This window comes from Stenotrophomonas sp. 115C5 (assembly GCF_056861055.1).
This window is the reverse complement of record NZ_JBSPUQ010000006.1, coordinates 194,128-208,812: the sequence shown is the minus strand read 5'-3', so window position 1 is coordinate 208,812 and position 14,685 is coordinate 194,128. Positions and strand designations below refer to the sequence as shown.

Here is a 14,685-nt window from a genome sequence, read left to right as displayed (position 1 = left end):
ATGCAGGTCAAAGGGAACCACGGGGGGCGGAGCTGTCGCCTCGGATGATTTCGATACCCGATGCGCGCGGGGAACTACGCCGCGGTGCGGGTGCGCGTGCCGGGGCATCCTGGGTGCTGCGCGCCGGTGTGTTGCTGCGGCCGGCCAATGCATCGCCGTCGATGCCGGCGAAGGCGTGATTCTCTGGCCGTTGCAGCGCAAGCTGCTGCTCCGCATCAAGCCCCCGCAGCGGATCGATCACCCCGCGTGCCTGCGGGAACAGCGCCAGATCGGGCTGGCCGGAATCGGCAGGGTTGCGCAGGGCGAGGAACAGCTTGCCCTGCTGTGCACCCAGCAGCAGCCGGTTGGCATCGGCCACCGGTACCGCCAGTACCGCGCTGCGTGCGGGCTGGGCAGTCTCGCTGCCCGTACTCTGGGTGCTGCTGCTTCCTGTGATGTCGGCGGCGCGTGGATCGTTGCGGGCATCGGCGTCAGTGCTGGCAACAGCGTCATGGTTGGCCGGGGCGATGTCCTGCTGGCCATAGCTGAGCACGCGCAGGCGCGACAACAGCAGGCGCGTCTGTGCTGCATCGGCCGGGCCGCTGGCGCTGGATTGGGTCGTGCGCAGGTTGAGGAACACGTCGACGAAATCACCTGGCAGGATGCGGTTGCCGGCACCCACCAGCTCGTCGACCGGGACCGCGAGTGCGCGTTCCCCGGGGCGCAGCTGCAGCGAGAATCCCTGCGCGAGTGCATTGCTGCTGATCGCCGTGCCTTCGGCAATGTCCTGCACTGGTACCTTTCCGACCACGGCGGAAATGCTGGTGGCGGCACCGGCAACCGGGGCGCTGCGCTGTGCGAGACGCAATCCGTTGGCAGAGATCGGTTCGCCGGCCGGCAGTCGTGCCACCGCTTCCACCACGGTGATCGCCTGGGCATCGCTCCGCGCGACCGGGGCAACCGTGGCCGGCGCGGCCGGCTTGCGCCCGATCATCAAGGCGATCACCGCCAGCAGCACGGCCAGCCCGATCAGGGCGACGGCAGCAATGCGGGTCAACTTGAGCATGGAACCGTCTCCTGTACCGAACGTCAGTTGCCGCTGCCGAGGTCGAGCTGAGCGACCGCGACGCTGCGGATGGGAGCCCGCATCACCCACTTGTAGAGCGTGGCGGTGCCGGGCAGGAAGGGGTGGCTTGCGTAGTCGTAGCTGACTGTCACGGTCATACACTGGGCGCTGGCCAATCCGGCGCAGGGAGCCTGCGCCGAGACCAGAATGGCGTTGCTTCCGCCATTGCTGCAGTCGACCGGCTGACCCGAGAAGTTCAGCAGCCACTGCATCGAACTGCGCGCCGCAACGCAGGCGGCCGTACGGCGTTCGTTGGCGCTGCCATAGCGCAGCGATGCGCGCGCACCCTCGGCCGAGGCGGTTGCCAACGTCTGCTGGGCCGCCATGATCATCACGCCGGAGAACGTGAACAACAGCAGCGGCAGCAGGCCCAGCATCAACATCAGCGCGAACTCGATGCTGGCCGCGCCACGTTGCCGGCGTCGGTGGTGGATGTTCATGCCACACCTCCGTACGTGCTGATGAGGACCCAGGCGATGGCGGATACCGCCAGGTAGGCGGCGTAGGGAATGCCTTGGCGTCCCTGGCGGGCGCTCTGCATTCCGCGCAGCGCCGGGTGCGAATGCCATTGCGAACTTGCCCGATGCATATGGGCTTGAAGGCCGATGGGCAGTACTGGACCCAACCGGCGTGATACCAGCACCAGTGCGGCATGTGCGCCCGCTGCCAGGCTGGCCGCGATCCAGATCGGCAGCAGTGCTTGCCAGCCCAGCATCAATCCCAGCACCGAGAAGAATTTGACATCGCCGGCGCCCATCCAGCGCACTGCATGGAAAGGCAGCAATGCGACCAGGCCGAGCGCCGCGCCGGCAACGTGGGAAGCCCACGGCAGGCGCGGCGCACTGAACTGTCCGGCGATGAGCACGACAACGGTGATCGCGCATGCGGACAGCAGCCAGGCGTTGGGCACCCGACGGGCGTACAGATCGCTGATCGCGATCCGCAGGCACACACCGATGGCCAGCAATCCCAGCAGTGTCATCACACACCCCATCGTCCGTCAGTGGACGGTCAGCCGCTGCCTTCTGCAATGAGCCGCAAGCGCAGCCGATGGCTGCGCGCGGTCCCGGTCAGTTTCCGCCGGCAGGCGGTGTTGCTCCGGAGGCCTTGGTGGCCAGTGCGGAGAGATTGCTGAACAAGGTCTCGAAGAAGGACTTGATCTGCGCATTGCCGACCGCGATCAGGATGCCGGCAATCACAGCAGCCAGCAGGCCGTACTCGAGTGCGGTAACGCCATCTTCTTCCTTCAGGAACTTGCGGATCGATGCGTTCATGACGTTTGTCTCCCTCTACCTGTCTGCTACAGGACACCTGTTGGGCGGTGGCCCGGCTCCGCCGGGATCGTCCGTGGGCCTCCGCACATCCTGGCGGAGGAGGCACGGCGGGATGGACCCGCTGTGCTCAAGCAGGGTGATCGATTCCAGGCGGGACGCCGTTCGCGCAACCGCGACCGCGCGGCGCAGGGCCGGTGGTCGAGGTGTCGAGCGATACGTGCATGGTCATGCTGTCCCCCTGGGTGAGGTCATTATCAAAGACCGGATCACCGTGTTATCGACTTTGCCTGAATGGCGGCCGGCTGCAACCGGAACCTATATGCAAATTCGGCAGAATCCCTTCGGTCCTTAATTTTTCACGCGGGTTCTGTGACGGAAATCCGTTCGTTCGCACAACGATTCATCGACGTGCAGATAATGTGAGGCGGGTTTTCAGTCGCATGCGAAAACTGTGCCAAACACCACGACCTTGTTTTCACGTCTGTATCCATCTTATTCAATGCGGTGCAGATGTTTACCCCGTTGAATTATCGGGCATACTCGTATTCAAGTACTCGCGTTTCTTTTGGGGTGCGCACTTTATTGGCGCGCATCCCGGCGATGGAAGAGATTCCATGAGAGGTGCGCGCCCTGTCAGGCAGTGGGGGCCGTATCGCACGACGGATAACCGGGGGACGACACTGTCATGGTCGATGGTGGGGTAGGAGACAGCGACGACAGCGGCCTGCGGTCGATCGACCTGGCGACGCTGAGCGGCGTGCTTCGTGTATGTGATGTCGAACTGCTTCTGCTCGATGGCAATGGGCCGCGGGCGGCCTTCGCTTCACGCGTGCACGAGGAGGCGTTGTTCTGCAGCATCAGCTGTGGATTCCATTGCCGTGGACGATTCATGCTGCCGCCGGACTGGGCGATGCTGGGGTATCTGCACGCGACCGATGAAACCCTGAGCTGGTGCCATGGTGTACCGCTCGTACCTGGAATGGCGTTGACCGTGATGCCGGAGGGTATCAGCGAGTTCACCCTGAGCCCGGGCACGCACATGACCCTGATGCTGGTGCCGGTGGCACGGGTGCAGCGCAAGCTGACCGAACTGAGCCTGCGCAGTACACCGCCGGCCGGACAGGCACTTTCGCTGTTCAACCTCGCCAGCGAGGCCGCCCCGCTGGCACAGCACTACCAGCAGCTGCACCTGCAGCTGGGCCAGGGCACGGGCCTGCAGCCGGAAGAAACCGAGCGGCTGCTGCACGAACACGTGCAGGCACTGCTGGGCGCGGGTTCCGCCGATCGCCCGGGTTGCAGCCGTGCGCGGCGCACGCATTATCTGATCGCACAGCGGGCGGAAAACTTCATGCGCCTCAACCTGCGCCGCAATATCTACATGAATGAGATCTGCGATGCTGCCGGTGTCAGCGAGCGTGGGCTGCGCTACGCGTTCGAGGACCTGTTCGGCACGTCGCCCAATCGTTACCTGTCGATGCTGCGCCTGTGCGCGGCCTGCCGCAGCCTGTCGATGGCTGATTCCAGCCGCCGTTCGGTCAAGGCCATCGCCCTCAGCTGTGGCCTGTGGGACCTGTCGCGCTTCGCCGACAACTACCGCAAGGTCTTCGGTGAACTGCCGCGTGACACGCTGATGCGCGCTCCCGCACAGATCGGTCAGCCCGCCTGATCCAGGCCCCATAAGGGTTTCCCGGCAGTTCCTGCCGGAATTGCATATCCGCTTGCCGATATGGTTGCCGCTTCTGCATAACCGGCTGCCGATTCCGACCGTGGATTTGCCGGAATGCGCGATTGCCGTGCCGGAATGAAGTGCGCAGCCGCCGTTGCAAACGCTGAAATGTCAGTCACCTGCCTAACGGCAAGTCCACTGACATTCCAGTTGTTCGCCTACGGGGGAAATGCTCATGAACCGCATCTACCGGCGTGTATGGAACCGCCAGCTCAATGCTCTGGTTGTGGCCTCGGAACTGGCCACCGGCGACAGCGGCGGCAGCGCCGCCCGCGATCCGCGCAGTGCACTGCTGATGCCGACCGCACTGGCCCTGGCCCTGCTGTGTGCGCTGGCCAGCGGGCATGCAGGCGCATCCGAATCCAATCAGTCTCTACGTGACCTGCAGGCACTGGCCGCGAAGTACGCGCAGCCGATGCCGGTCAAGGTCGACGCGGAAGTGGCGCTGGCTGCCGCATCGCGCCAGGCACAGAGCAGTCCGGTGATCAGCGCTGACGCGCGTGTCGGCCTGCAGTTGAGTACGAACTCGCTGCCGATCGTACGTGACGTGCTGCCGGCCACCGTGCAGGTGAAGCTGGCGGCGAACGCCGCGCCGAAGCAGGTCGCGGTTCCTGCGCTGGCTGCCGATGTCCGCACCAATGTCGGGCTGGGTCATGCAGCGTCCAATGCGGCGAAGATTGATGCATCGCTGGCGGCCAACGTTGCGCCGTCCGCGCATGCGCCGCTCGGTGTGGCTGCGGATGCCCGGGCGAAGGCCAGCGTTGGCATCGCCGGTAGCCAGGTGGCCTCGATCGATACCGGTGCCAAGGCGGCCGCCGCTGTTGCTGGCGCACCGGCTGGCTCGCTGTCCGGCCTCAAGGCGTCCGTTGACGGCAAGGTGGATTCGCAGCTGAAGCTGGCGGGCCACCAGATCGACGGCCAGGGGCAGGTCAAGGCGACGGCGGCGGTCACGTTGCCGGCCAAGGAGGAGCTGCCGGGCGAGACTCATGATCGTGCGATCACCGCAGCTTTCGATACCGGTGTTGCCGGCAAAGTGCGCGTGCAGGCGCCGGATGGCCAGGAGGTCGTGGCCGACCGCAATCTGAAGCTGGCCGGCCAAGCCACCGTGGCAGCGCAGAACAGCGCGCTGGGCGTCGGTGGCCTGGTGGGCGGCGTTGTCGGCGCAGCAGGTGGCGCGGTGGGCGGAGTGCTTGATGGCACCGTAGGCAACACGGTTGATGCGGTCGGCGGCGCCTTGCACGGCACGGTTGGAACGGTAGGCGGCGCCGTGGGCGGCACGCTCAATGGTGCCGTTGGCACGGTTGGCGGAGCCGTAGGCGGTGCGCTCAACGGCACCGTTGGAACTGTCGGTAGCGCGGTGGGTGGTGCACTCAACGGCGCGGTTGGCACGGTCGGTGCAGTCGGCGGAACCGTGGCTGGTGCACTCAACGGCACGGCCGGTTCGGTCGGCAGCACCGTCGGCGGCGCGCTCAACGGTGCGGTTGGCACGGTTGGCGCAGTCGGCGGCACCGTGGGTGGTGCACTCAACGGCACGGTCGGTTCGGTTGGCGGTGCCGTGGGCGGCACGCTCAACAATACAGTGGGTGCAGTGGGCAGCACCGTCGGCGGTGTACTCAATGGCGCTACAGGTGGCAGCACCGGAGGCCTGGGTGGCCTGCTGGGCGATACGCTCGGCAATGTCGGCGGCGCCGTCGGCAACCTGCTCAATGGCAACCTCAACGGCACCATCGGCAATCTTGGCAGTGCCGTAGGCGGCCTGGTCGGTGGCACGCTCGGCGGCCTCGGCCTGACCAAGCCCTCGGCGATCCCGCCGACCAGCCCGAAGGCGCCGGCTCCGGCCGACCCGAACGCCGGCCTGATCATCGGCACCGGCGGCCTGGTCGGTAATGTCGGGCAGCTGATCGGCCCGACCACCACCAGCCTGTTCGGCGGCAACGGCTACCTGAGCAACGGCAACCTCAAGCTCAGCAACGCCAACGTGATGCAGACCTACTCGACGGTCAATGTGCTGGGCCTGCCGGTGGTCAACCTGTCGCCGGTGGGCAGCACCCTCAATGGTCTCGGCGGCGCCGTCACCGGCGGCAGCTCGCACCTGACCCTGATCGGTGGCGTCACCTCCGACAGCTACATCTACAACATCAACAACGGCAATCCGGGCGGCCTGCTGGGCCTGTTGCTGCCGAAGGATTCGCCGGCCTGGGCCGCCAAGTGCCTGGACATCGCCCTGGCCGACATCTCCTGCTGGGCCGTCAACGCCGCGCAGGACTACCAGGTGCTGATGGGCGACGGCGCCTTCGCCAACGGTTCGAAGGAAGTGGTGATCGGTGCCAATGCACGGCACGAACTGCCGAAGGTCGATGCCAACGTGGCCTTCCCGGGTGCAGGCACCAATGACCCGAGCAACCCCACCGGCGTGCCGACCGCGGACTACGCCGCACGCATGGGCCACTCGGTGATCGTCGGTGACAGCGCGGTGGGTACTGCCAACGGGCAGACCCTGCTCGGTGCCGAGGCCACCTCGAACCAGGCCAACTCGGTCGCACTGGGCTACCGCTCGGCCGCGCTGCGCGGTGCCCAGGCCAGCTACAGCGCCTATGGCCTCACTGCACCGCAGGTCTCTGCCGGTGAAGTGTCGGTGGGTACCGCCGGTGGCGGTGAGCGCCAGATCACCAACGTCGCGGCGGGTAGTGTCAATACCGATGCGGTCAACGTGGCCCAGCTGAAGGGGGCCATCAGCCTGATCGATGATGTGGCTGCCGCTGCGGTGACCTATGACCTGGACGGTGCCGGCAACCCGAACTATCGCCGTGTCACGCTCGGCGCGGGCACCGGCACCACCACCATCGGCAACCTGGCTGGCGGTGCGGTCACGGCCGGCAGCCTGGAAGCGGTCAATGGTGGCCAGCTGGCGGCGACCAATGCTGCCATCGCCAGCTTCTTCGGCGGCCGCGCAGCCTTCGATCCTGCCAGTGGCGCGTTCACTGCGCCCCTGTTCGAGATCAGCACCATCTCCACCGGCGGCGCCATCGCCAAGGGCCTGTATGAGAACGCCACCGATGCCTTCGCTGCGGTGGATGGCTCGCTGGTCAACCTCAACACGCAGATCACCGACATCCGTAACGGTGGCACCAAGTACCTGCGGGTGAACTCGACCGGTACCGAGGCCCTGGCCAGCGGCGCCGACTCGATCGCGGTCGGTACCAATGCCCGCGCCACCGCTGCCAACAGCATCGCGGTCGGTGCCGGCAGCCTGGCCGATCGTGCCAACAGCGTGTCCATCGGTGCCGCCGGTGCCGAGCGTCAGGTCACCAACCTGGCGGCCGGTACCGCAGCGACCGATGCAGTCAACCTGGGCCAGCTGCAGGCCTCGGAGCAGGGCGCCCTGCGCTATGACCTCAACGGCGACGGCAGCGTCAACTACGCCAGCGCCACGCTGGGCCAGACCGGTACCGCCACCACACTGCGCAACCTCGGCCCGGGCCAGGTCAGCGCCACCAGCAGCGAGGCCATCAACGGTGCCCAGCTGTTTGCGGCCAACCAGGCCGTGGCCACTCATCTGGGAGGTGGCGCAGCGGTCAACGGCAGCGGCGTATTGACCGCACCGACCTACTCGATCAACAACGTCGCCGCTAACGGCACCGTCACCAAGGGCAGCTACAACGACGTCGGTACCGCCTTCGATGCCGTCAGCAACTCGCTGGCCAACGTCGCCGACCAGACCGGCGAGATCGACAAGCTGGCCGTGAAGTACGACGTCGACGGCAGCGGCAACGTGCTCAACAGCGTGACGCTGACGGGCACCGGCACCGGCGCGGTGAAGATCACCAACGTCGCCGCCGGCAGCATCCTGGCCGGCAGCAGCGATGCCATCACCGGCGACCAGCTGTTCAACACCAACAGCACCATCGCCAACTACTTCGGTGGCACCACCGCGTACAACGGCACCACCAATGTGTGGACCGCGCCGAAGTTCAGCATCTCCAGCATCGCCACCGACGGCACGTTTACCAGCGGCGACTACAACAACGTCACCGCCGCCTTCACTGCGGTGGACGGCTCGCTGAAGGTCCTCAACCAGCGCATCACCAACGGCGGCGGTGGCAGCGCCTACCTGGCGGTGAACTCGACCGCAGCGGCTGCAACGGCTGCCGGTGCGGAGGCGGTGGCGGTGGGGCCGCAGGCCAGTGCGGCCGGTGCCAACAGCGTGGCGGTCGGCAACGGTGCCAGCGCCAGTGCCGGCAACAGCGTCGCCCTGGGTGCCGGTTCGGTGGCCAGCGTTGGTGCGCAGAGCGGTTATACCGGCGCTTATGGCCAGACCGGCGCCAGCAACTCGGCCGGTGAGGTTTCGGTCGGCAGCACCGGCAGCGAGCGCAAGATCACCCACGTTGCCGATGGCTCCGACACCTACGACGCAACCAATGTTGGTCAGCTGAAGAACGGTGTGAACTACGCCATCGATGAGTCGAAGAAGTACACCGACCAGAAGATCCAGAACATCACCAACGTGGCCGGCAGCTTCCGCGCCAACAACACCAACAACCTGGCCGATCCGTCCGCCAGCGGTGCCAACTCGGCCGCCGGTGGCGCAGGCTCCACCGCCGCCGGTGCCAACTCGACCGCACTGGGCAATGGTTCGCAGGCGCAGGCCGACAACTCGGTGGCGCTGGGTGCGGGTTCGGTGGCGAACCGGGCCAACACAGTCTCGGTCGGTGCCAGCGGCGCCGAACGCCAGGTCGTCAACGTGGCTGACGGTTCGCAGGCCACCGATGCGGTCAACGTGCGCCAGCTGCAGGCCTCGCAGCAGGGCACGATCCGCTACGACACCACGGTGAACGGTGCGACCAACTACAACAGTGTCACGCTGGGCAGCACCAACAGCGGCCCGACCACGGTGCGCAACGTCGCCGCCGGCACCGCCGGTACCGACGCAGTCAACGTGGACCAGCTGAAGTCGGGCATGGCGCAGACCCTGGACTGGTCGAAGGCCTACACCGACGAGCGCATGGGCGGCTTCGAGCGCGACCTGCGCAAGACCGACAACCGCGCCTCGGCCGGTATCGCTTCGGCGATGGCCACCGCAGCCCTGCCGCAGCCCAGCGAAGCGGGCCGCAGCATGGCCTCGGTCGCAGCCGGCAGCTACAACGGCGAGTCGGGCGTGGCGGTCGGTATCTCTGGTGTCTCCGAGGGAGGGCGCTGGATCTACAAGTTCAGCGGCTCCACCAACAGCCGTGGCGAGGCCGGTGTGGCCGTCGGTGCCGGCATCCAGTGGTGATCCCCGCCGCCGGGCCGCACGCGCGGCCCGGCATCGCGGAAACGTCCAAAGGGGGAATGACATGAAACAGCATCGCATCGCCCGCACCGGCCAGATGGCCGCAGTGCTGGGCCTGGTCCTGGGGATGGGCCTGCTGGCCGCCTGTCGCAGCCATGCGCCGGCCGCCGAGGGTCCTGCCGAAACCACCGCCGTGCAGTTCCCGGAGGCTTCGAAGGCCTCGTTGAAGGAAGGCATCTATCCCGACGTCGCCGACCTGCGCCGCTTCGCGCCGGGCATGAGCAAACGGCAGCTGTATACCTTGCTGGGCACGCCGCACTTCAACGAAGGCATGTGGGGCGTGCGCGAGTGGAACTACCTGTTCAACTTCCGCACCGCGCAGGGCGCGGAGTACTTCACCTGTCAGTTCCAGGTTCGCTTCGACAGCAAGGGCATCGCCCAAGGGGGCTACTGGAAACCGGAATCGTGCGCGGCGGTGATCGAACCGCCACGGCCGCCGGCGCCGCCTGCGCCGGCACCACTGCCGGAGCAGCCGCTGCGGTTGTCGGCTGATGCGCTGTTCGGGTTCGACAGCGCGGTGCTCAGTGCCGAAGGCCAGCAGGCTGTACAGGGCGTGCTGGCGCAGGTGCGCGAGGCCAGTCAGGTGCAGTCGATCCGGGTGACCGGGTATACCGACCGTATCGGCAGTGCCAGCTACAACCAGACCCTGTCGCAGCGACGTGCCGAGGCCGTGCGCAGCGCGCTGGTGCAGGGTGGGGTGCCTGCGGCCAGCATCAGCGCCGAAGGACGGGGCGCAGCCGAGCCGATCGTGCAGTGCGAGCAGCGCAACCGTCGCGAGCTGATCGCCTGCCTGGCACCGAACCGGCGTGTGCAGATCGCTGGAATGGCGCAGCCGCGCTGAGAGTCCCACACCGGGGTCATGCCCCGGTATCCCGAGTCCCCCCTGACCGTCGGCAGGACGTGGTTACGTCTCCCCCGTTGACCATGCCTGCCGGCGGCTCAGGTTTTCCATGGTGCACGCGATGAACGCCCAATTCCTGCCTCTTTCCATGAAGACGGAAGCCACACTGAGTGTGTACGGCCAGCTCGGCAACCATGCCGTGGTGCGCATTCCCGGGCGGCGCCTGCCGGGGTTGATCCTGCAGGCAGACACCGTGGCCGGCTTCCTTGCCCAGCTGCAGGAAGCCCAGGCCTGCCTGCGCAGTGGTCGCGCACAGCGCACCGACGCCGAACTGGACATGCTGATCGACGTGCTGCAGCAGTGGTATGCGCTGATCGAATCGCGCCTGGCTGACGCCGGCGAGGCACTGTAGAAGAAAAAGGGGACGGAGGGGATTAAGTCGTTTCCGGCACGGCTGGGGCATTGACGACTTAATCCCCTCCGTCCCCTTTTCTGTGTCATGCGCGGGCACGGATCAACCAGCAGGCCGCATCCACGCGCACACGGTCGCCCTCGATGAATGGCGTGAATGCTGCCAGCGCCTTGTCGCGGAGTGCGACGGCGCGTTCTCCGGGCAGGTTTCGCAGGGCAAGACCCAGCGCACCGAGCTGCCCCACGTAGGTCGGCAGTTCATTGCGGGCGAGCGAGCAGGGCAGGTCCACCGCAGTCACTTCGACGTCCTTCCAGCCGGCGTCCTGCAGCAGGCGGCGGATGCGTTCGCCGTCAGCGAAGGCGAACTGCCCGGGTGCGCCAGGGCTCCGTGGCGGCAGATCCAGCTCATCACTGATGGCCCGTTCGGCGGTCGTCATGAACGGGTTCTCTTCTGCGCTGCGCCAGGCGATGAAGCGCAGGCCCGCGTCTGGCCTGGCCGCACGCTGCAGGTTGGCGAACGCGGCCCCTGTATCCTCGAAGAACATCACCCCCAATCGCGACTGGATCCAGTCGAAATGCGCGGGGGGCAGTGGGTGCTGTTGCGCGTCGGCAAGGATGAAGTCAGCGTCCAGCCCCGCCGCCTCAGCCCGCCCGCGTGCCATTGCCAGCATCGGTGCCGAGATGTCCAGGCCGGTGCAGCGGGCGGCCGGGCGTGCCGCACCGGCGGCAAGCAGGCTTGCGCCCGTGCCGCATCCGATATCGAGCAGTTGCGTGACGGTTTCTGGCAACTCGGCGAGCAGCAGGTCGGCCATCGGCTGGAACAGGCCATCGAGGATGGCCTGCTGGGCGACCCAGATCTGGCCGCCGGGGCCGTTCCAGAGGGTGTTCTGATCAACGGGGGATGTGCTGGCCATGGCCTTGCCTTGTCGGGAAGTGGCCCATAGGTTGCTGCTTGAAGACGACTTGAGGTCAAGCCCATGCGTGAACTGGATATCGGCGAGGTGGTCAAGCGCAGCGGGGTGCCGGCCTCGACCCTGCGCTACTACGAACAGCTGGGGCTGCTGCAGGCACTTGGGCGCCGTGGCCTGCGCCGGCAGTATGACGAGCAGGTGCTGGAACGGCTGGCACTGATCGGTCTCGGCCAGGCGGCCGGGCTGTCACTGCAGCAGATCGGGGCATCGCTGCCGCCGCAGCGTGGATGTATCTCCCTGGACCGTGAGGCGCTGCTGGCGCAGGCCGATGTACTGCAGAGGCAGATCACCCAGTTGCAGCGGGTGCGCCGGCACCTGCAGCGCGCGGCGGCCTGCCCGGAAGCACAGGATGCGCGGCAGTGCGGTTCATTCCGCAAGCTGCTGCGGGCACAGCAGCGCATGGCGGGTGGGTGAGTTGCCGGAACCGGCTTAATCGCGAGTACTGACTTCCCAGGTGGCATGCAGCACGCCCGGCACGTGCTCCATCCGCGCCAGCACCACGTCTAGCTCATCGGCACTCACGGCGGTACTGACCAGCACCGCGATCACATCGGTGGGTGCATCGGCATGCTCGACCAGCTGCACGTCACCGACCGGATACTGTGCCGCCTCCAATGCATCAACCAGCCGTTCGCGCACCCGCGGCACCGCTTCGGCGTCCACGCTTAGGCGCACCTCATAGGTGGCCTCGGTGGCAGCCTCGTTGATCGGAATGCGGTTGATCGCATTCACCAGCGGCCGCAGGAGGGTGTTGCCGGCGATGATCAAGACCGTCAGCAGCACGCCCTCGGCCAGCATGTCCGCGCCGGTGCAGCTGCCGACCGCGGCCGAGCACCACAGGGTGGCGGCAGTGTTCAGGCCGCGCACGTTCATGCCTTCCTTCATGATCACGCCGGCGCCGAGGAAGCCGACACCGGAGACCACGTAGGAGATCACCCGCACCGCTTCGGCGCTGCCGGCGATACGCATGCCCAGATCGACGAAGGCGGCCGCGCCCACCGCCACCAGGACGTTGGTGCGCAGGCCGGCGGTGCGTTGCCGGTACTGGCGCTCGGCGCCGATCAGCGTGCCCAGTACGAAAGCGGCCAGCAGGCTGACCACGGTGTCGGCGAAGGGGCCGGCCTGGAAGGTTTCGATGAAGCGCATGGCCGGAGTCTACCCCGGCCATGTGACGGTAGATCCACGCCGTGCGTGGATGCCCGGATGGGCCACAAACGACTTAATCCCCTCCGTCCCCTTTTTCGGGATCAGTCGGTGTCCTCGACGCGCTCGCCCATCAGCTCGCGCTGGCGCTTGTCCAGTTCTTCGGCGTAGCGCTTGCGCACGAAGGCTTCGGAGACGACGCCCAGCACCTGGCCATCGGCGCCGACCACCGCCAGTTCGTCGGCCTGGGTCTGGTCGAAACGCTGCATCACGCTGACCACGTCGGAGGAAGGTACCAGCGAGACGTCGCGGTTCTCGGCCAGGTCGCCGATCGGGGTTTCCGGTTTCACGCCATCGCCGTAGACCCGTGGAATCTGCACGATGCCGGCGTAGTGGCCCTCGCTGTCGATCAGGATCACCCGGCTGCCCGAGCCCAGCGGGAAGCGCTGGCGGAACGCGGCGGCATCGAGATCGGCCGGAGTAGTGGCCACGCCCTTGCGCATCAGCCGGCCGGCGTTGAGGTTCTGCACCCAGCCCACGTCGCGGGCGCTCTTGATGGTCTCGCCGCGCAGGTGCATGCGCCAGGTCGAGAACGAGTAGCCGAACCACTGCCGTACCAGCGTGCTGGACACCAGCACCGCGCTCATCACCACGCTGGTCAGCAGGAAATCGTGCGTGCCTTCCAGCACCAGCATGGCCATGGTCATCGGCGCGCCAACGACGGCGGCGGCCAGTGCGGCCATGCCGGCCAGCGCGGCCGAGGTGGCGTCGATCACCGGAACGCCGGTGGCCATGCCCAGCAGCCCGGCGAACAACGCGCCGACCAGGGTGCCCATGAACAGCGAGGCGAAGAACAGGCCGCCACGGAAGCCGAAGCCGAGCGAGATGCCCGAGGCCAGGCACTTCAGGGTCAGCAGGCCGCCGATCCAGATCAGCGGCAGGTGCGTGGTCAGGTCCAGATGCAGCGCGCCGTGGCCGGACGACAGCACCTGCGGGCTGGCCAGGGCCAGGGGAATCAGCAGCAGTCCACCCACCACCGGCCGTCCCCACGCGGGCAGGGGGCTGCGCTTGACCGAGCCTTCGATCGAGGCGATCAGCCGCATGATGGCGATGCCGACCATCGCGCAGCAGCAACCGAGCAGGCCGTAGATCGCGTAGTCGGCGGCGCGCACGTCGATGGTCGAGGCGGCGGGTAGCAGATAGGCCTCGATGCCGGCCTGGTCGGCTACGAACGCGCCAGCCAGCGCAGCGACGGCCACCGGTGCCAGCGCAGCGGGGGTGTAGGCGCCGATGACGATTTCGAAGGCGTAGAACGCACCGGCCAGCGGCGCACCAAACGCAGCGGCGATGGCACCGGCCGCACCGGCACCGACCAGGATGCGCACGTCGTTGCGACGCAGGCGCATCACCCGGCCCAGCTGCGAGCCGCTGCCCGCGCCCATCTGCGTATACGAAGCCTCAAGGCCGACCGACGCGCCGCAGCCGTTGGACAGCAGGGTCTGGGTCAGCACGATCAGGTTGTCGCGCATCGACATGCGGCCGCCGTGCAGCGCATTGGCTTCCACCGCATCGAGCAGTGGCCGTTTCAGCCGCGTCGCCGCAAGGCTGACCAGGCCGACCAGCAGCCCGCCCAGTGGCAGCACCAGCAGCGCGGTCCAGGTCAGCGAGGGCAGGGAGCTCAGGCGCATGCCGTCGTCCAGCCCATACAGCGTGCCCTGCAGCCAGCGCGCGATGCCCGACTGCAGCAGGGTCAGGTAGCCGGCGATCAAGCCGACCAGCAACGCCAGCGCGATGAACCACAGGTCGCTGCCACGCAGGCGCAGGCGCAGGCCCTGGAAGGCCAGATGCAGGCGCGATGGCGAAACGGGCGAAGACATGGTGGCGG

12 protein-coding genes are annotated in these 14,685 nt (G+C 67.2%); 5 read left to right on the top strand and 7 right to left on the bottom strand.

The features are described 5' to 3' along the window. Positions 1–7 precede the first annotated feature (7 nt). From cpaB to AC13FN_RS10195, 4 genes are all read right to left on the bottom strand, one after another. Positions 8–1,045 (bottom strand): Flp pilus assembly protein CpaB, encoded by a 1,038-nt coding sequence (gene cpaB, locus AC13FN_RS10210; protein WP_049437706.1) that lies wholly within the window; start codon positions 1,043–1,045, stop codon positions 8–10. Positions 1,046–1,068: 23 nt separating this feature from the next. Continuing rightward, positions 1,069–1,545 (bottom strand): TadE/TadG family type IV pilus assembly protein, encoded by a 477-nt coding sequence (locus AC13FN_RS10205; protein WP_049437704.1) that lies wholly within the window; start codon positions 1,543–1,545, stop codon positions 1,069–1,071. Continuing rightward, positions 1,542–2,087 (bottom strand): A24 family peptidase, encoded by a 546-nt coding sequence (locus AC13FN_RS10200; protein ID WP_049437702.1) that lies wholly within the window; start codon positions 2,085–2,087, stop codon positions 1,542–1,544. The genes AC13FN_RS10205 and AC13FN_RS10200 overlap by 4 nt, the downstream gene beginning before the upstream one ends. 88 nt (positions 2,088–2,175) lie before the next feature. Beyond that, entirely contained in the window at positions 2,176–2,379 is a 204-nt protein-coding gene (locus AC13FN_RS10195) for a Flp family type IVb pilin (protein ID WP_049437700.1), read from the bottom strand. A 685-nt stretch (positions 2,380–3,064) separates the two neighbouring features. Between AC13FN_RS10195 and AC13FN_RS10190 the strand changes: the two genes are divergently transcribed. The 4 genes from AC13FN_RS10190 (at position 3,065) to AC13FN_RS10175 (ending at position 10,687) form a co-directional block, all read left to right on the top strand. Beyond that, the gene (locus AC13FN_RS10190; protein ID WP_010485148.1) at positions 3,065–4,045 is read left to right on the top strand and encodes an AraC family transcriptional regulator; all 981 of its coding nucleotides are present in this window, start codon (positions 3,065–3,067) and stop codon (positions 4,043–4,045) included. Between the two features lie 235 nt (positions 4,046–4,280). After that, complete coding sequence (locus AC13FN_RS10185; RefSeq protein ID WP_482984666.1) at positions 4,281–9,377, top strand: YadA-like family protein; 5,097 nt, start codon at positions 4,281–4,283, stop codon at positions 9,375–9,377. A 61-nt stretch (positions 9,378–9,438) separates the two neighbouring features. Next, a complete protein-coding gene (locus AC13FN_RS10180) occupies positions 9,439–10,275 on the top strand; it encodes an OmpA family protein (protein ID WP_054171939.1) in 837 nt (278 codons plus the stop codon). A 121-nt stretch (positions 10,276–10,396) separates the two neighbouring features. Then, positions 10,397–10,687: a DUF6959 family protein gene (locus AC13FN_RS10175; protein ID WP_014037513.1), complete on the top strand. Its 291-nt coding sequence runs from the start codon at positions 10,397–10,399 to the stop codon at positions 10,685–10,687. An 85-nt stretch (positions 10,688–10,772) separates the two neighbouring features. Here AC13FN_RS10175 and AC13FN_RS10170 read toward each other — a convergent pair whose 3' ends face one another. Next, positions 10,773–11,600 (bottom strand): class I SAM-dependent methyltransferase, encoded by an 828-nt coding sequence (locus tag AC13FN_RS10170; RefSeq protein ID WP_054171938.1) that lies wholly within the window; start codon positions 11,598–11,600, stop codon positions 10,773–10,775. A gap of 63 nt (positions 11,601–11,663) precedes the next feature. Between AC13FN_RS10170 and AC13FN_RS10165 the strand changes: the two genes are divergently transcribed. Then, entirely contained in the window at positions 11,664–12,071 is a 408-nt protein-coding gene (locus AC13FN_RS10165) for a MerR family transcriptional regulator (RefSeq protein WP_049437693.1), read from the top strand. Between the two features lie 15 nt (positions 12,072–12,086). On the opposite strand, the gene AC13FN_RS10160 is transcribed toward AC13FN_RS10165, so the two are convergent. Together AC13FN_RS10160 and AC13FN_RS10155 are read right to left on the bottom strand one after the other, a co-directional pair. Further along, the gene (locus AC13FN_RS10160) at positions 12,087–12,803 is read right to left on the bottom strand and encodes an MgtC/SapB family protein (RefSeq protein WP_010485159.1); all 717 of its coding nucleotides are present in this window, start codon (positions 12,801–12,803) and stop codon (positions 12,087–12,089) included. Positions 12,804–12,904: 101 nt separating this feature from the next. Next, positions 12,905–14,677: a chloride channel protein gene (locus AC13FN_RS10155; protein ID WP_054171937.1), complete on the bottom strand. Its 1,773-nt coding sequence runs from the start codon at positions 14,675–14,677 to the stop codon at positions 12,905–12,907. Positions 14,678–14,685: the final 8 nt, after the last annotated feature.